16 protein-coding genes and 2 pseudogenes are annotated in these 15,362 nt (G+C 68.9%); 9 read left to right on the top strand and 9 right to left on the bottom strand.

The window, feature by feature from the left end; all coding sequences use genetic code 11:
• Positions 1-110 precede the first annotated feature (110 nt).
• Both ACIQU4_RS22975 and ACIQU4_RS22970 read left to right on the top strand, forming a co-directional pair.
• A complete protein-coding gene (locus ACIQU4_RS22975) occupies positions 111-842 on the top strand; it encodes an ANTAR domain-containing protein (protein WP_403733679.1) in 732 nt (243 codons plus the stop codon).
• A gap of 5 nt (positions 843-847) precedes the next feature.
• Entirely contained in the window at positions 848-1,576 is a 729-nt protein-coding gene (locus tag ACIQU4_RS22970) for an ANTAR domain-containing protein (RefSeq protein ID WP_403733677.1), read from the top strand.
• A gap of 67 nt (positions 1,577-1,643) precedes the next feature.
• On the opposite strand, the gene ACIQU4_RS22965 is transcribed toward ACIQU4_RS22970, so the two are convergent.
• Positions 1,644-2,132 carry a DUF1772 domain-containing protein gene (locus tag ACIQU4_RS22965; protein WP_403733674.1) on the bottom strand — a complete coding sequence of 163 codons (489 nt, stop codon included), beginning with the start codon at positions 2,130-2,132 and terminating at the stop codon, positions 1,644-1,646.
• Positions 2,133-2,245: 113 nt separating this feature from the next.
• The gene (locus ACIQU4_RS22960; protein WP_403733672.1) at positions 2,246-2,959 is read right to left on the bottom strand and encodes a maleylpyruvate isomerase family mycothiol-dependent enzyme; all 714 of its coding nucleotides are present in this window, start codon (positions 2,957-2,959) and stop codon (positions 2,246-2,248) included.
• A 71-nt stretch (positions 2,960-3,030) separates the two neighbouring features.
• Between ACIQU4_RS22960 and ACIQU4_RS22955 the strand changes: the two genes are divergently transcribed.
• On the top strand, positions 3,031-3,936 hold the full coding sequence (locus ACIQU4_RS22955) for a LysR family transcriptional regulator (RefSeq protein ID WP_403733669.1): 906 nt from the start codon (positions 3,031-3,033) through the stop codon (positions 3,934-3,936).
• 221 nt (positions 3,937-4,157) lie between these two features.
• Here the strand turns inward: ACIQU4_RS22955 and ACIQU4_RS22950 are convergent, their stop codons facing one another.
• Positions 4,158-5,096 carry an alpha/beta fold hydrolase gene (locus ACIQU4_RS22950; RefSeq protein WP_403733666.1) on the bottom strand — a complete coding sequence of 313 codons (939 nt, stop codon included), beginning with the start codon at positions 5,094-5,096 and terminating at the stop codon, positions 4,158-4,160.
• A 127-nt stretch (positions 5,097-5,223) separates the two neighbouring features.
• Between ACIQU4_RS22950 and ACIQU4_RS22945 the strand changes: the two genes are divergently transcribed.
• Complete coding sequence (locus ACIQU4_RS22945; protein WP_403733663.1) at positions 5,224-5,859, top strand: TetR/AcrR family transcriptional regulator; 636 nt, start codon at positions 5,224-5,226, stop codon at positions 5,857-5,859.
• A gap of 760 nt (positions 5,860-6,619) precedes the next feature.
• Entirely contained in the window at positions 6,620-7,114 is a 495-nt protein-coding gene (locus ACIQU4_RS22940) for a hypothetical protein (protein ID WP_403733661.1), read from the top strand.
• A gap of 562 nt (positions 7,115-7,676) precedes the next feature.
• Here ACIQU4_RS22940 and ACIQU4_RS22935 read toward each other — a convergent pair.
• Entirely contained in the window at positions 7,677-8,030 is a 354-nt protein-coding gene (locus tag ACIQU4_RS22935) for a hypothetical protein (RefSeq protein WP_403733658.1), read from the bottom strand.
• 236 nt (positions 8,031-8,266) lie between these two features.
• On the opposite strand from ACIQU4_RS22935, the pseudogene ACIQU4_RS22930 reads away from it, so the two are divergent.
• A pseudogene (locus ACIQU4_RS22930) lies at positions 8,267-8,488 on the top strand (hemolysin III family protein); the annotation flags it as partial.
• A 10-nt stretch (positions 8,489-8,498) separates the two neighbouring features.
• A pseudogene (locus tag ACIQU4_RS22925) lies at positions 8,499-9,265 on the top strand (PP2C family protein-serine/threonine phosphatase).
• A 112-nt stretch (positions 9,266-9,377) separates the two neighbouring features.
• Here the strand turns inward: ACIQU4_RS22925 and ACIQU4_RS22920 are convergent.
• Positions 9,378-9,713 carry a MerR family transcriptional regulator gene (locus ACIQU4_RS22920; RefSeq protein WP_403733655.1) on the bottom strand — a complete coding sequence of 112 codons (336 nt, stop codon included), beginning with the start codon at positions 9,711-9,713 and terminating at the stop codon, positions 9,378-9,380.
• A gap of 1,016 nt (positions 9,714-10,729) precedes the next feature.
• Here ACIQU4_RS22920 and ACIQU4_RS22915 point away from each other — a divergent pair.
• Together ACIQU4_RS22915 and ACIQU4_RS22910 are read left to right on the top strand one after the other, a co-directional pair.
• Complete coding sequence (locus ACIQU4_RS22915; RefSeq protein ID WP_403733652.1) at positions 10,730-11,122, top strand: ATP-binding protein; 393 nt, start codon at positions 10,730-10,732, stop codon at positions 11,120-11,122.
• A 48-nt stretch (positions 11,123-11,170) separates the two neighbouring features.
• Positions 11,171-11,530, top strand: a complete 360-nt coding sequence (locus ACIQU4_RS22910; protein ID WP_403733649.1) for a hypothetical protein — start codon at positions 11,171-11,173, stop codon at positions 11,528-11,530.
• A gap of 107 nt (positions 11,531-11,637) precedes the next feature.
• On the opposite strand, the gene ACIQU4_RS22905 is transcribed toward ACIQU4_RS22910, so the two are convergent.
• The 4 genes from ACIQU4_RS22905 to ACIQU4_RS22890 all read right to left on the bottom strand — a co-directional run bounded on the left by ACIQU4_RS22905 (position 11,638) and on the right by ACIQU4_RS22890 (position 14,517).
• Complete coding sequence (locus ACIQU4_RS22905) at positions 11,638-11,949, bottom strand: SCO5918 family protein (RefSeq protein WP_403733646.1); 312 nt, start codon at positions 11,947-11,949, stop codon at positions 11,638-11,640.
• A gap of 49 nt (positions 11,950-11,998) precedes the next feature.
• A complete protein-coding gene (locus tag ACIQU4_RS22900) occupies positions 11,999-12,415 on the bottom strand; it encodes a CBS domain-containing protein (RefSeq protein ID WP_403733642.1) in 417 nt (138 codons plus the stop codon).
• Between the two features lie 48 nt (positions 12,416-12,463).
• On the bottom strand, positions 12,464-13,996 hold the full coding sequence (locus ACIQU4_RS22895) for a DEAD/DEAH box helicase (protein WP_403733639.1): 1,533 nt from the start codon (positions 13,994-13,996) through the stop codon (positions 12,464-12,466).
• A gap of 317 nt (positions 13,997-14,313) precedes the next feature.
• Positions 14,314-14,517 (bottom strand): cold-shock protein, encoded by a 204-nt coding sequence (locus ACIQU4_RS22890; protein WP_403733636.1) that lies wholly within the window; start codon positions 14,515-14,517, stop codon positions 14,314-14,316.
• Between the last annotated feature and the right edge of the window lie 845 nt (positions 14,518-15,362).

The raw sequence follows: 15,362 nt of genomic DNA, 5'->3' as shown, positions 1-15,362 counted from the left end.
CGGCCCGGCCCGGGCCCAGCGGTCCGGAAGGCTCCGCCGGGAGCCTTGATCAGGTCTACGCTGGAGATGACCTCGCGGCCTGCGGGATCGGGGGCGGGGAGGTGTGACGCATGGCAGGCAGCGCGGAGATGGCCACCGTCCTCGCCGACCTGCGTCCCGACGCGGGCAGCGCGGACTTCTTCGGCGGCGATCCCACCCGGTGCGCGATCGTGCTGGGCTTCGACGGCATCGCGGTCTCCCTCACCACGTCGCAGGGCTTCAGCGAGCTGGTCTGGTCCTCACCAGGTGTCAGCGCCCGGTTCGAGGACCTGCAGTTCACCCTCGGACAGGGGCCCGCCTGGGACGCGGCCGCCGGCCTCACCTCCGTGACCGAGCCCGATCTGCACACGATGACGGCGGACCGTTGGCCGGTGCTGATGGCGGAAGCCGTCGCGCTCGGTGTCCGGACGGTGTTCTGCATGCCCCTGCACCTGGGCGGCGCCTGCCTGGGCACGGTGACCTTCCAGCGCGCCACGCCCGGTCCCATGACGGCCCCGGCCCTCCTGGACGCCCGGCTCCTGGCGGCCGCCATGCTTGCCGTCATCCTCGACAGGACCCCCACGGCCCAGAGGTCGGCCACCGCCGGGGAATCCTCGAACTTCCACCGGGCGGCCGTGCACCATGCCACCGGCATGATCAGCGTGCAGGCCCGCGTCACCCTCGCCCAGGCCCTGCTGCTCCTGCGCGCCTACTCCTACCGCCACGACCGCCCGGTGGCAGACGTCGCCACCGACGTGGTGGCCCGACGGGTGCATTTTCGAGAACAACCGGAGCCGGACGCATCTGGCCGAACGAAGGAGTGAAGGCCATGAACCGCGAGACCCGCGTCCTGGAAGTCGTCGTCGAGGCCGTCGACACCATGCTCGACGACTACGACCTGATCGATTTCCTGCAGAGGCTGTGTGAACGCTGCGTCGAGCTCCTCGACGTCTCCGCCGCAGGCGTCATGCTCGTCGACCACAGCGACACCCTCCAACTCATCGCCGCTTCCGACGAGCACACACGGCTGCTGGAACTCTTCGCCCTCCAGCACGACGAGGGCCCCTGCGTCGAATGCCACCGCACCGGGCAGACCTGGCTCAACGTCGACCTCAACACCCCTGCCGCCACTGCCGGTTTCCCCGCGTTCGCGGCCCGCGCCCGCGAGGCCGGCTTCGCCACCACCCACGCCCTGCCCATGCGCCTGCGCCACCAGGTGATCGGCGCCCTCAACCTCTTCCACGAGCGCACCCGAACCCTCACCCCCGCCGACGTACGCCTCGCCCAGACCCTCGCCGACGTCGCCACCATCGCCATCCTCCAGCAGCGCACCATCGACCGCCAGACCGTCGAACACCAGCAGCTGGAAGCGGCGCTGAACAGCCGCATCACCATCGAACAGGCCAAGGGCATCCTCGCGGAACGCTGGCAGACCGACCCCGACGCCGCCTTCACCGCCCTGCGCAGCCATGCCCGTACCCACCGGATCAAACTCTCCGACCTCGCCACCCGCATCACCTCGGGCACGCTCGACACGAACGCCATCGACCGGATCTGAGCGCGCTCCCGCACCCGCCGCAGATCAGCCGGCCGCCCGCTGAGCGACGATCGTTGGACGGTTTCCTTCAGGCCGGGGTGGGCAGCTGCTTCCGGTCGGCCGTCGGTTGCCTGAAGGAGAGGGTGATCAGGAGAGCGAACGCGGTGAGGGCGGTGAGTGTGCGCAGGTTGTTGAAGAGTTCCCAGCGCCGCAGGATCGCCGCGTGATCGACCGGGGCCGAGGTGATCGCCCATTCCTTGATCCGGCCGTTGATCGGCACATTGCCGAGCCGGGTGATCAGGAAGGACGCGAGGGTCAGCAGCCCTGCCGTACCCGCGATCAGCCGGGCGCGGCCGCGCGTCAAGGTCGCGAGAGCGAGGGAGCTCAGCGCCGATACGGCCATCGCCGCCTGCATGGTGATCCCGTTCATCTTCATCAGCTCGGCGTGGAATGACAGCCGCATGTCGAGCGGTACTGCGTTGAAGGTGGGAACGAGGTTGGCCGCGCCGTATCCGAAGGCGCCGGCGAGGAGGCCGGTGGCGAGCAGGGCGATTCCCTGGACGAGTCGGATGCGCATGTTCGTCGGCTCCATGAATGGGTGCTTGTGGGTCGAGGTCCGGTCGGCGGTTCTGAGCGAGGGAGGCGGCGGGGGAGGCGGCGGGGGAGGATCCGAGCCGGACCTGTGGTGTGTCACGGGCGGTCCTCGTGTTCCCTCGAAGGTCTCCGGTCACGTGGCAGCCGACCACCGTCGCACGTCTGCACAGCGAGGAAGCGATCGCACGGTTCGCCGCGGAGGTGTCCCGGGGGGAGCCGTCGGCCGTATGCGAGCAGGAGGAGATCCTGCGCGTCGCCGAACAGGGGCGTTCCGGTGCCGAAGGACCAGTCAAGGTCTTCCGCGCGGAGTTCGATGCCGCCCAGGTCGGCTCCGAAGAACTTGAGTGTCCTGGCGTTGACGCTCTCCAGGAGGATGCGCACGCGGTCCTCGGGAACCCGGCGGCCGAGGCCCAGCGCGACCGTGATGTCCAGGCCGTGGATCACGTCGTGGCCCAAGGCCGCCTCGATCCCGCCGACCGGCGGCTTCCAGGGGTGGTCCGCGTTGGCGCCGAGGAATGCGGCGAGCGCACGGGGCGCATGGGCGGCCGCGTCCTTGCGGGCGCATCGATCGGTCATCCGGTCGAGGCTGCCTCGCGCTCCGATCAGTTCCCGCGCCATCCTGGGGAGCGAGTACCGGAACCCCATCGTCATGTGGGCCGCGACCTCCCGGACCCGCCACCCGCCGCACAGCGTCGGCGCGTCCCACTCCTCGTCCGACAAGCCGTCCAGCACGGCCGCCAGCTCCCGGCGTTCGGCTGCGATCGCGGCTCTGATGTCCGCCGTCGGTCTCCGGTGCGTCGTGTTCCCCATGACTTCAAGGCTCTGGGCCCGCCCGCCATAAGTCCAAGAGTTTGTATGTCTCGCAACTAGAATGATCAGTTATGGACATTCGGCAGCTGCGGTACTTCGTCACCGTCGTGGAGGAAGCCAACTTCACCCGCGCCGCCGCCCGTCTGCACCTGGCGCAGCCGGGCGTGAGTGCCCAAGTCCGCCAGCTCGAAAAGGAACTCGGGCATCCGCTGCTCGACCGCTCCGGCCGGTCGGTGACCCTGACGGAGGTGGGCGAGGCCGTACTACCGTATGCGCGGGCCGCGCTCGCCGCCGTCGAAGCGGTACGGCAGACCGCGGAGGAGTTCACCGGGCTGCTCCGTGGCCAGGTCACCCTCGGCCTCGTCTCGGGCGCGGCCGCGGCAGCCCATGAGTTCGGCCTGGCCGCTGTCTTGGCCGGCTTCCACGAGGACCACCCCAAGATCGAGATCGCACTGACCGAGGACACCTCGGAGCGGATGCTCGCCGCGCTGCACCGCGGAGAACTCGACATCGCCGTGATCGGGCTCGCGGACGAGGAGCCCCTGCCAGGCGTATCCCTCCACGTCCTGGTCGACGTACCGCTGGTCGCGGCCGTTGCCCCGGACGACCCCGTGCTCACGCCCCCGGACCGCACGAGCGTCCCGTTGCTCGAGCTCCGCGATCGCCCGCTGATCAGCCTGCCGCGTGGCACGGGCATCCGCGGAGTACTCGACCGTGCCTGCGAGCGGGCCGGGTTCCAGCCCCGCATCGCCTTCGAGGCAGCCGCTCCGCTGTTCCTCGCGCAGCTCGCCGCCCGCGGTCTCGGCGTGGCGGTGCTTCCCGCCGGCACGGCGTCGCCCTTCGGGCTGCGGACGCTGGAGATCGCCGAGCCGCAGCTACGCGGCCGGGTCGCTCTGGCGTGGCGGACGAACGCCCTGTCCAGCCCCGCAGCCACCCTCCTCCTGGACCTGCTGCGTACCACCCTCAGCCCGACCTGACGCCCGGCGAGGGCGGATGACGGGAATCGAATCCGCGCCATAAGCTTGGGAATCACTCGGCACTTGGGGTGTTCAATTGCCCTCTGACCAGCGGAAACATTCGCAGGGAGACCCGCCCCGGGTGCGTCTGCGGACCCCGTGTTGACCGCTGTGCACCGCCCCCACGGGCACGTTGTGGCACGGAGTGGGCGCCGACCGCGCGGTCGCTCCCTGCCGTACCCCTATGCGTCGGCCGCGGCAGGGTCGAGGCAGTCGACGTCCTCCATGAAAGAGAGCATCCGGGCATTGACCACGTCGGGGTGATCGATCTGGGGGCCGTGCCCGGTCGCGGAGATGATCTCGGCGCGGGCGCCCGGCACCAGCCTCGGTACGCGCTCCAGCTGCCGATTGGGGTGCACGAGCAGGCTGTGCTTGCCCATGATCAAGTACAGCGGAGTCCGGATGGACCGCAGCTCGTCCTCGGCCAGCGGCAGAGGTGCGGGGCGGCGGATCCGGTACGCGCGGGCGCCGAGCTGGATCCACTCGCGCATCTCGGGGATGGCGAGGACCGGCTGGTCCAGCCACTTGGCGAGCCGGGGGCGCAGGGCCTTGGGGGCGAAGGTGGCGAACAGGCTGATGAAGATCCAGACGAAGAAGCGCAGGCCCACCTTCTCCAGGCCGCCGGGGTCGAGGGCGGTGACCGAGGCGAGCCGCTCGGGGCGCCGGTGGGCCTGGTTGAGGACGAGCCAGCCGCCGTAGGAGGAGCCGACGAGGTGGACCTTGTCGAGGCCGAGCGCGTCGAGGGCCTCGTCCATCCACTGGGCGGCCCGCTCGGGCTGCCACATGGGTTGGCGGTGGACGCTGCGGTTGGCGTCGCCGGGGGTGTCGAGGGCGTACACGGGGCGGTCGAGGCTGAGCCCGGGGGTGTTGGGGTACCACATCGCCGAGCTGTAGCCGGCGCCGTGGATCAGGACGATCGGCGTACGGGACTCGGCTGCGGGGTCCGTGGGTCCGTACCGGTAGATGTGCGTGGTGCCGAAGCTGGTCTCGACGTCCGTCTCGGAGCGGAGGGGCGCCCCCATCGCGAAGAGCACGTCGGCGGCGGCGAAGTAGCGCTCGCGCAGGGCGTTGTTGACGTAGCGGCCGACATCGCGGCGTACACGGGTCGTGTTCTCGGGCACGGGGCACCTCCGGGAAGATCCGTTCTTCGTGATACGACCGTACCACGATGATGGTACGGCAGTACCATAAAGGGGTCCGGGGAGGCCGGACCGCGAACCCACCACCGACGGGCGGAGACATCGACGCATGCCAAAGCGCGTGGACCACGAGGAACGGCGTGCCCAGATCGCCGAGGCGCTCATCCAGGTCGCGGGGCGGCGAGGGCTGCACGCCGTCGGCATGCGTGACGTGGCCGCGGAGGCCGGCGTGTCGCTCCGGCTCGTGCAGTACTACTTCGAGACCAAGGAGAAGCTGCTCTTCTACGGGCTCCAGCACCTGACCGACCGCTTCACCGCGCGGGTGAGTGTCCGTCTCCGCGCCGCCGGTGCGAACCCGGGCCCGCGCGCGACCATCGAGGCGCTGCTTCTGGCCTCCCTTCCGACCGATGAGGAGAGCCGCACCTTTCACCTGCTCTACAGCTCCTACGCGATCTTGTCCGTGACCGACGAGGCGCTGGCCGCCCAGCCCTTTATCGACAACCCCGACGCCGCCGAGAACGCCCTGACCGGGCTGCTCGAACAGGCCCAGGCGTCAGGCCTGGCCGATCCCGGTATCGCCGCGCGCACGGAGGCGATCAGTCTGCTTGCAATGGCGGCGACCATGGGCACCAGCATCCTCGTGGGTCAGCGGAGCCCGGAGTCGGCCATCGCGGTACTCCGCCACAACCTGGACCGAATTTTCGCGACTGCCAAGGCGTCGGCGAGCGAGGCGGGCTCAATCTGACCCGCTGGTACGGCATGTGTGGCACACACATGGCGCGCGGGCTCCGAGAGGTCAGGACAATGAAGAAGGCCCAGGTCGCTGACCTGGGCCTTTTTCAAAGAGCGGATGACGGGAATCGAACCCGCGCCATAAGCTTGGGAATCACCGACGTGTGAACGCCTCGCATCCTGTCTGACCTGCGCAAACCCTCCCCAGGTGCTGCGGTCGGAGATGCCTTCGAAGTCCGGTGTTGTCCGCTGTTCGCCGCTCCGAAGGGCGCGGATGGGGCACGGGTTGGGCGCGTGCCGCCACGAGAGCGGGTTGTGGGCGCTGCAGACGCGCTGCGGTCCGCCGGGTGGGAGGCCGAGCGGCGGTGCTTGCTGGGGCCTGCGGGATCGTGTAAAGAGCGGGTGCCGTCAGTGACCACGTGGCGGGTGCCCGGGTCGATCGGGTCCGTGTCGGCCCGGGAAGTGGGTCGCGGTTCACCGGCTCGTTCACGCCCCGACCCTGCCCGGGGCTGCCCAGGCAGTGTGCCGCGAGCCCACGGACAGTACTGATGTATCGGCAACTACCCGTGAATAAGGCGAAGCTGACTGTTGGTCACCATGGATAAGGTGATCGCATCTGATCAGATCATTGTCCTGGAGGTTGTGCGGTGTCCGAACTCGGCGGCCCGGGTCCCTCGCCCGGCCCTGTGCCCCCGCCCCCGGCCCACGCGCCTCGTCCCCCGTTTCCACCGCCGCCGGCCCAGCCGCCGAGCCCCGGCCCGAACCGGGGCGCCGTGATCGGCGCGCTGATCACAGCCGGGGCCACCATCGTGGCCGCGGTCATCGCCGCCGTCGCGGTGGGCAGCCATGACGGCAAGCCCGCGGCGCAGCCGGGCCCCGCCGCTGTCACTTCTGCCCAGCCGCACGCAGCCTCGCCCAGCCCCTCCCCGGCGGCCTCGAAGCCGGTCCAGTCCCTGCCGGCCCTGAGCCCGGCACCGAAGGCATCGAAGAGCGCCCGCGTCGAGGCGAACCCGGACAGCGGTTCCAGCGGCACGGTGATCAACCTCACCGGCTCGGGCTTCGCGGCGGGCGAGCGGGTGCGCCTCATCTTCAACGGCAGCTACGGCAAGGAGTGGCAGCTCCGGGATGTCACGGCTTCGGCCGATGGCGGCTTCGTCGCGGAGATCAAGGTTCCTGCGGAGGGCGTCGGCAACCAGCAGAGGTCCGTCGAGGCCAAGGGACTGGACAGCAAGCGGACCGCGGACACGCCGTTCACCATCACCGAGTGACGGCAGCAGGAAGTTGCTGCGGGGATCGATGCGCGGGTGCGTGCCATGAGGCCAAGGCTTCTGGCACGGATCTGGCACGGGACCAATAGAAAGGCTTAGACAATGCGAAAGCCCCAGGTCGCCGACCTGGGGCTTTGTCATGGAGCGGATGACGGGAATCGAACCCGCGCCATAAGCTTGGGAATCTACTGCGCGGAACTCGTCCCTATGGCCGCTGACCTGCGTAAACACGCCGTGGCAAGCGCCTTGTGAGGCCCTTTCCGGATCCGGTTCTGACGGCTGTTGACCGTTCTTGAGGGCACGGTTGGGGCACGCCCTTCGCAGTGGTGCCTCACGGTCGGCGTGAGTAGCCCGGATCGCCCGCGACTCGTCGCCGCCGGTGGAGCGCTGACATGGAGGATTGCTTCCGCAAGCGATCAGGCGGACGGGGTGGCGTGGTTCCCGCGAGGGGGCGGATCGGGGCCAGGGCTCCTGCCTCCGCCGATACGGACAGCCCGCTGGGCGGCGTCCCGGGCGAAGAGATTCGCCCGAAGGCCGGTCCGCACCGCGTGGCGGCACGGGGTCAGGCGTCGCCTTCTGCTCCCCCGGCCCGGATAGCCATGTCCCGCAGAACCTCGGCTGAAGGAACCGCCGGATCCCCTTCGTCGTGGACCAGGGCGAGTTGGATGTATGCCGCGGCGAAGGCGGCGGCCAACTGCGTGACGGCTTTGCCCATCTCGCGGCCTATCTGCTCGGCGATCTCCTCCAGAGAGTCGTCGGGCGAGAGTTCAATCCTGGGCATCGCTTCCGTCAGGAACTGGCCGATCAGCCCGGGATCTTCTGTATTGGGTGCACCGGCAGACTCTGGCTGACGGAAATCGTCGTACGCCTCTGTCAGGATGCCGACGACCCTCTTGGTGACCTCGTTCTGGTCCATGCCGCGAGCGTAGACCCCACCTCTGACACACACGGCGGAATCGACAGGGAGTTACGAGAGGCCGTGCGGTCTGGGCTCCGGGAAGTGCCAGCCAGCCTGGACAGGGGCCACTGACTGCGTCGGTGGAGGACTCAGTCGCGGATGTCCTGGGGGTCGGTACCGTAGAGGTTCTTGAGGTTGGCGCGCACTGGCAGCCCGGCGGTGTGGGTGAGCAGGTGATGGGCCGTGGCCTCGGCGTGCGCTACCTGTCCGACTTCCTGCACAGTGGCGGGGTGGCCGTACTCGCCCTGATGGTGACCGGCGGCCTCCTCCACAGCGCTGGCGCGGTTGTCTACGCCCTCCAGCGCCCCGACCCTTCACCCCGCTGGTTCGGCTACCGCGAGGTGTTCCATGCCTTGACCGTGGCAGCCTTCACCGCGCACTACATCGCCATCTTCCTCGTCGCCTACTGGCCATGACGATGTCCTGATGCGCGCCCGCCCGGTTGCGCGGGGCCGACGCGTTGCCGGCCGGCTCCTTCCCACCTCGCTGGCATGTGAGGCGGCCCAGTTCACGGTCGCCGGAGCACTGGAACCGGCGACGCACGTCGGCGGCGACACCTTCGACTATGTCGTCGATCGGGACACCAGGCAGCTCTCCGTCACCGATGCCATAGGACACGACGTGGAAGCCGCGCTCCGCGCCACCCTGGCCGTGGGTGCCCTCCGCAGGGCCAGACGTGCCGGCGCCGAGCTCGACGATCAGGCTCTCGAGGCCAACCAGGCAGTCATCGACAACGGCGGCGGGGCTTCGTCACCGGGCAGCTGCTGCACGTCAGCCTGCTCGACGGGACCACACAGTTCGTCAACGCGGGACACCCCTGGCCGGTGAGCCTGAGACACGGGAGGGTCGAGGAGATCGCTCCCGAAGCGGATCTACCGTTCGGTGTCCACCTTCGTGCCGCCTATCGGGTGCAGCGGTTGGACCTGCAGCCGGGTGACCGGCTTGTCATGCTTACCGACGGCATGCTCGAGCGCCGCGCTGTGGAGGTCGACCTGCCCTCCCTGATCGTCCGCACGGGCGATCTCCACCCCCGCGAGGCCTCCCGGGCCCTGGTCGCAGAGGTGCTGCGCGCCCACGGCGGCCGTCTCCAGGACGACCCCACGGTCATGTGCCTGGACTGGCACGGCACCCACCAGGACAAGCGCAGCGCTGACGCCGGAGCGGACCTCAGAGAAGCATCAGCGCCTGAATAGCACTCCGTCCGAACCAGCTTGCAACCACGACCGGACGGTGACGGTCGAAACGGGGCGGTGGCGCGACGCCGCCGCCTGGACGCGGCCCACCGATGCGATGGGCACACTCACCTCAGGCCGAGGCCGACGGACCGGACGATTCGGCGCGGCGGTATTCGGCGTTGATGCGCTGCGCTTCTTCGAGCTGGTCCTCAAGGATGATGATGCGGCAGGCGGCCTCGATGGGGGTGCCCTGGTCGACGAGTTCCCGGGCGCGGGCGGCGATCCGCAGCTGGTAGCGGGAGTAGCGGCGGTGACCGCCCTCGGAGCGGAGCGGGGTGATGAGGCGGGCCTCTCCGATGGCGCGAAGGAAGCCTTGGGTGGTGCCGAGCATCTCGGCGGCCCGGCCCATGGTGTAGGCGGGGTAGTCGTCGTCATCGAGACGGCCGAACGAGTCGTCTGCTGTCATTGCACCTCTCTCATGGAACGCGTGGAGGGGCCCTGGCGCCTATGGCACCAGGGCCCCGAAGGAACTACTACACCATCTGCCAGCCCCGATACTGCGCCGGCCTTCTGTTTCCGCCGACCCGACCGATACGCCGTCGGGGGTGCGGGGATCGCGGTTGCTTGACCGGAGACCACCTCACTATCGATGTCCTGCGGTACCCGGGCTCAGCCTTCCGCCCGGGCGATCCTGATGGTGCTCGGCTCCTCCGTTCTTCCCTCTGGATCAATCACTTACCAAACGGGAACTGCGAACTGCTGGTACTGCTCCTACTGCGAACTGCTCAGTGACCTCACCTAGCGCCACTCTTCGACAGCCAGCCCCGTTGCCCATCCTGCATCTGCTCTGGCTTAGAACCCCACTGCCGAACTTCTTGGTGCGCGCGCCCGCAGCCGACGCCTTCACCGAGGTACTGCTCACTGACTTCACTGCTGGTACTGCGAACTGCGCTTACTACGGGTACTGCCACTGCGTTAACTGCGGTACTGCTTGTGGCGGCCCCTGATCACTGCGGGCCACCCGGTCCGGTCGTCAGCCCCGTCGCCGTCATGCAACCGCTCTGGCTTCGGAACTCCACCACCGCACCGTCCTGCGCACTGCAACTGCGGGTACTGCTGCCCGGCAGTTCGTCTCTGCCAGGCCCTGCTGTCTCTCTGGGCTACGAGAGAAACCATAACCACGTCACAGCTCAATGTCTACTCCGGCCGACATAGATTTTTCGGTGCGCTGAGGACAGCTAGACGTTCGCGGTCGGCCCAGCATGCCGTGAGCAGCCTGCATTGCAGGTCAGGCGCTCGGAAGGGCCGCAGCCGAAGGCGTGACGGATCCGGGCCTCGCCGATTGGCGTCGTACTCTGGCGCCTCTTCGACCCGCTCTTGGAGACTTGAGCCGGGTTGGCGCGCGGAGGGTCGGTGCACATGGATCAGGTAGGCAAGGTCGGGCGCGCACGATCCAGAGACCAGGGTGACCCTGAGAACACGATGGCTGAGAGCGTCGCAACGATTCGTTCCGCGGCGGTTGTTGCAGATGCGCGCGATGCGGCGCGAGCCTTCCTGGATCGTCTGCGGCAACCGGCGATGGCCGCAGAAGCCGCGGAAGCCGCGGACACCGTGGTCTTGGTCGTGTCCGAGCTCGTCACGAACGCCCTGCGCCATGGCGGAGGGACCTGCACCTTGGAACTGACGGCCCACGCGGAGGGCATTGAGGTGGCCGTCCACGATCCCAGCCCGCACGTGCCGCGCATGCGCACCCCTGACATGGACGGTGGCACCGGGGGGTTCGGCTGGCCCATGGTCAACAGACTCGCCCGAGCGACCGCGGTCACCCGTCGGGCCTCCGGCGGGAAGACGGTGAGTGCCCTTCTCGCCTGGTAGCGCGACCGCTGGAGCGGGCGGAAAGGCCGGTGAATAGAATCGGCTCTCATGTCGAAGCCTGACCAGCTGCTCGTTGATGTCGCCACCCTCGTGGAGTCCGGGCAGAGCAACCAGATGTCCCTGACCGTGGTCACCAGCGGTGCTGTCATCACCGGTCGGCTGGCCCCCGAAGCCGTGTGGAGGCAGCGGGTGTCGGAGGTCCTGACGGACTCGGCCCGCCTGGCCGAGTTCTCCGCCATCTTCACCGCCACGACCCTCCGGTACGGGCCGCCGACCCATCTGCACTTCCATGTGGCCCGCATCCTGCAGGGCACGGTGGGGATCCCTGAGACGGGTGGGATGTATCGAGTCTCGATCGCGGATGTCAGTGCCTGGACCGTGGGCGACTTCAGCTACTCCGACCACTGACCCTGCGCCGCGTAGAGAAAGCCGTCGGTACGCAGGAGGGCCCGACCGGCACGTGCCGGTCGGGCCCTCGTCGCTGTGTCCGTGTCGGCTTGCGCCGGTCCCGTCGGTCAGACGGTAACGGGGTGTCCGAGCATCGCGGCCGCCTTCTGGAGCGGGCTGAGGACACGCGTGGGTGCTGCGGCCTGGGGAAGGCCGCGGCAGGTGAACCCGAGCTGGGTCATGGCGCGGAGGACTTCGCCGGCGCTGAAGTCGCGGCGGTCCTGGCGGGTGATGACCTGGCCGACCTGCTTGACGGGGTAGGTGCGGCGGCCGATGGTCACTGACTCGCCGATTACCTGCTCGGGCTTGATGCCCTTCATCGATTCCAGGACACCGCTTTTGGTCAGGTCGAACGGGAAACGGGCGATGACACAGCGCATGGATGCCTCACAGGGTGAAGGGGGAACGGTCCGACCACGGTGCGGTGGTTCAGCGGCTGAGGGCGAGGACGCCCAGGGCGCTGCCTCGTTCGTCCACGACGGGCAGGGCGGTGAGCCTGCGGTATCGCATCGCGTGGTCGGCCTCGGCCATCGTCGTCATGGGCGAGGTGAACGGCCCGCGGTCGCCGAGGACATCGCGCAGACGGGTCCGGTCCGTGTACGCCGCGCTGTCGCGGACGGTGGTGAGCTGGGCATGGGTGATCAGCCCGGTGCACAGGCCGTCCTCGTCGCAGACGAGCAGATGGTCCGCGCGGGCGCTGGCCATGACGGCCAGGGCCACCTCGACGGTCATGTCGTCGCAAACCTGTGGACCGGCCGCTTCCATGGCCTCGTCCACCGTCCGGTGGACGAGGTCGGCATGGGCATCGGAATGCGCCGGGCGGGGCTGCATCTGGACCAGCGTCAAAAGGTGCCTCCTGTGCAGAGGTGGGTCAGTGTCCTGATCACGTGGTTCTCAGGCCGCCGCGTCGAAGGCGGTCTGTCGCAGGCTCGCGCGCCGGGCAGCCGCCATCGGCCCGCGTCGACCGCGGGAGGCCGTGCTGCGCTTGGGGCGCTCGGACACCGGTGCGGTGATGGTGACCGGGATGCCGGAGGGTGCCTGGGCGCCGGTGATGCGGTTCAGGGCCTCGTCGCCCGAGCGGACCTGGGTGGTCTGCGGGGTGATGCCCGCGGCCTGCATCAAGCGGGCCATCTCGCGGCGCTGGTTGGGGGTGACGAGGGTGACGACGCTGCCGGACTCGCCGGCGCGGGCGGTACGGCCGCCGCGGTGGAGGTAGTCCTTGGGGTCGGTGGGCGGGTCGACGTTGACGACGAGGTCCAGGTTGTCGACGTGGATGCCGCGCGCCGCCACGTTGGTGGCGACCAGCACGGTGACGTGTCCGGTCTTGAACTGGGCCAGGGTCCGGGTCCGCTGCGGCTGGGACTTTCCGCCGTGCAGGGCCGCGGCGCGGACCCCGCTGTCGAGGAGGTCCTGGGTGAGGCGGTCCACGGCGTGCTTGGTGTCCAGGAACATGATCACCCGGCCGTCGCGGGCCGCGATCTCCGTCGTCGTCCGCTGTTTGTCGGCGCCGTGGACGTGCAGGACGTGGTGCTCCATCGTGGTCACCGCGCCCTGCGAGGGGTCGACGGAGTGCACGACCGGGTCGGTCAGGTAGCGGCGGACCAGCAGGTCGACGTTGCGGTCGAGGGTGGCGGAGAACAGCATCCGCTGGCCCTCGGGACGTACCTGGTCGAGGAGGGCGGTGACCTGCGGCATGAAGCCCATGTCGGCCATCTGGTCGGCCTCGTCGAGGACGGTGATGGCGACCTGGTTCAGGCGGCAGTCGCCGCGGTCGATGAGGTCCTTGAGGCGGCCGGGAGTGGCGACGACCACTTCGGCTCCGGCGCGCAGCGCACCGGCCTGGCGGTGGATCGGCATGCCGCCGACCACGGTGGCCAGGCGCAGCTTGACCGCCCGGGCGTAGGGGGTGAGCGCGGCGGTGACCTGCTGGGCGAGCTCTCGCGTCGGTACGAGGACCAGCGCGAGCGGCAGACCCGGCTCGGCGCTCTGGCCGGCCGTACGGGCCAGCAGCGCGAGGCCGAAGGCCAGGGTCTTGCCGGAGCCGGTACGGCCGCGGCCGAGGACGTCGCGGCCCGCGAGGGTGTTGGGCAGTGTCGCGGCCTGGATCGGGAACGGTGTGGCCATGCCCTCACGGGTGAGCATGGTGAGCAGCTGGGCCGGCATGTCGAGGTCGGCGAAGGCCTCGACGGCGGGCAGCGCGGGGGTGATCGTCTTCGGCGGTGCGAACTCGCCCTGGATCGCGGCGGGCCGGCGGCCGTAGCCGCCCGAGCGGCTCGGACCTCCGGAACGGCTCGGGGCTCCGGAGCCGCTCGGGGTCGACGAGCCGAAGCGGCTGCCCCGCCCCGAACCGGCGCCGGTGCCGAAAGCGGGGCCGCCGGTGCGGCCGCGGGTGCGAGAAGAGCGCTCGTTCGTACGTGTGGGGTTCATGCGGAACCTTCCTTGATACGGCACGTATCAAGGAATTCCCGCAGCGTAGGAGCGGCGCACGGAATTGCGAGAACGGGCCGAATGGAATGCGATAGCGGATCTGGCGGACAGGAATCTGTTCGGGCTCAGACGCTGAAATAAGGTGGCGTCATGTGGACGCGACAACCAAGAAACGAAATCGGGTGCAACTCCGAGAGGGCCAGTCGGCCGGATCTCTCACTGCTTGATGCCGCGGGTGAACGCACCGCGGGAAATGCATGCAGCTGGGGCCCGCACCCCGAGGGATGCGGGCCCCAGCTGCAGAATGTGTGTCAGCGTCAGGCGGGAACGATGTTCTCGGCCGTCGGGCCCTTCTGGCCCTGCGCGATGTCGAAGGTGACCTTCTGGCCCTCGTTCAGCTCGCGGAAGCCCTGGGCGGCGATGTTCGAGTAGTGGGCGAACACGTCAGCGCCGCCACCGTCCTGCTCGATGAAGCCGAAACCCTTTTCCGCGTTGAACCACTTGACGGTACCAGTAGCCATGTCATATCTCCTTTGGGGCAATACATCAACGTCTGCACTGTGCGGACGCCGTGTCGCCGCGATGATGCCCCGCCCGGAAATTGACCGGGAAATACAAAGCGCTTCTTGCGGCCCGAAGTCCGACTGGAGGCGCTTGAAGTTCTTGGGTACCAAAACTGCAACCGAGATCGACAGTAGCACGCTGCAGCGGCTTGTGTGCGTTGAATATTTCTGGCTGCCGTGTGGCGGTAGAAACTCTCCCCGCAGGATCCGTTAAATTCTTAGGTCGCGGTGACAGATATTGATTCACCCCGAGCGCAGCGTTTTTAAGTGCTCGCCGCCGGCTGCAGGATGCGGCAGCGAGGTCGTCGCGAAGTTGGCTGGTTGAGGACGTATTGGGGGCGGGTGCCGACGCGGCGGACCGCTGGAGCGGCCTCCCGGTGGTGCGGTCCTGTACGACAACGAACGCGAAGTCGCTGTCGTGGAGGCGGCACGGGTGCCCGGAGCGGGCTTGCCGCTACGCAGTTCTCCCGTGCCCAACTGCTTGGTGGGGCAGCCTCCGGCAGTTGGGGCGCCTGAGGTCGGTGGGGGTGTTGTGCCCTCGCGAACTGGGTAGCGCGGCGGGGTGGTTGATCGTCCGCGTTGCAGGGTGCGAACGGGCGAATCCGAGCGGGCTTGTGGCGCGGGTCACGCATTGCGTCTCGCGTTTCGAGACGGCATCGCGCCACTGCGGTAAAAGTGGCGCGTGAAGAGCCTTCTGGCCAGGGCGTTCCTGCGAGTTGGGGCACGTGGAGGGCGCGGCGTGGGCTGAGAGGTCTAGACAACGAAGAAGGCCCAGGTTGCTGACCTGGGCCTTCTTGCAAGAG

The sequence above is a fragment of the Streptomyces sp. NPDC090741 genome (assembly GCF_044769045.1).
GTDB lineage: Bacteria > Actinomycetota > Actinomycetes > Streptomycetales > Streptomycetaceae > Streptomyces.
The sequence above is the reverse complement of the archived record's forward strand: the minus strand, read 5'-3'. Positions and strand labels throughout refer to the sequence as shown.

What these genes read in the sequence shown, in the direction of transcription:
- ACIQU4_RS22975 (WP_403733679.1), top strand. Translation starts at nt 111, where the DNA reads ATGGCAGGCAGCGCGGAGATGGCCACCGTCCTCGCCGACCTGCGTCCC.
- ACIQU4_RS22970 (WP_403733677.1), top strand. Translation starts at nt 848, where the DNA reads ATGAACCGCGAGACCCGCGTCCTGGAAGTCGTCGTCGAGGCCGTCGAC.
- ACIQU4_RS22965 (WP_403733674.1), bottom strand. Translation starts at nt 2,132, where the DNA reads ATGCGCATCCGACTCGTCCAGGGAATCGCCCTGCTCGCCACCGGCCTC.
- ACIQU4_RS22960 (WP_403733672.1), bottom strand. Translation starts at nt 2,959, where the DNA reads ATGGGGAACACGACGCACCGGAGACCGACGGCGGACATCAGAGCCGCG.
- ACIQU4_RS22955 (WP_403733669.1), top strand. Translation starts at nt 3,031, where the DNA reads ATGGACATTCGGCAGCTGCGGTACTTCGTCACCGTCGTGGAGGAAGCC.
- ACIQU4_RS22945 (WP_403733663.1), top strand. Translation starts at nt 5,224, where the DNA reads ATGCCAAAGCGCGTGGACCACGAGGAACGGCGTGCCCAGATCGCCGAG.
- ACIQU4_RS22935 (WP_403733658.1), bottom strand. Translation starts at nt 8,030, where the DNA reads ATGGACCAGAACGAGGTCACCAAGAGGGTCGTCGGCATCCTGACAGAG.
- ACIQU4_RS22920 (WP_403733655.1), bottom strand. Translation starts at nt 9,713, where the DNA reads ATGACAGCAGACGACTCGTTCGGCCGTCTCGATGACGACGACTACCCC.
- ACIQU4_RS22915 (WP_403733652.1), top strand. Translation starts at nt 10,730, where the DNA reads ATGGCTGAGAGCGTCGCAACGATTCGTTCCGCGGCGGTTGTTGCAGAT.
- ACIQU4_RS22910 (WP_403733649.1), top strand. Translation starts at nt 11,171, where the DNA reads ATGTCGAAGCCTGACCAGCTGCTCGTTGATGTCGCCACCCTCGTGGAG.
- ACIQU4_RS22905 (WP_403733646.1), bottom strand. Translation starts at nt 11,949, where the DNA reads ATGCGCTGTGTCATCGCCCGTTTCCCGTTCGACCTGACCAAAAGCGGT.
- ACIQU4_RS22895 (WP_403733639.1), bottom strand. Translation starts at nt 13,996, where the DNA reads ATGAACCCCACACGTACGAACGAGCGCTCTTCTCGCACCCGCGGCCGC.
- ACIQU4_RS22890 (WP_403733636.1), bottom strand. Translation starts at nt 14,517, where the DNA reads ATGGCTACTGGTACCGTCAAGTGGTTCAACGCGGAAAAGGGTTTCGGC.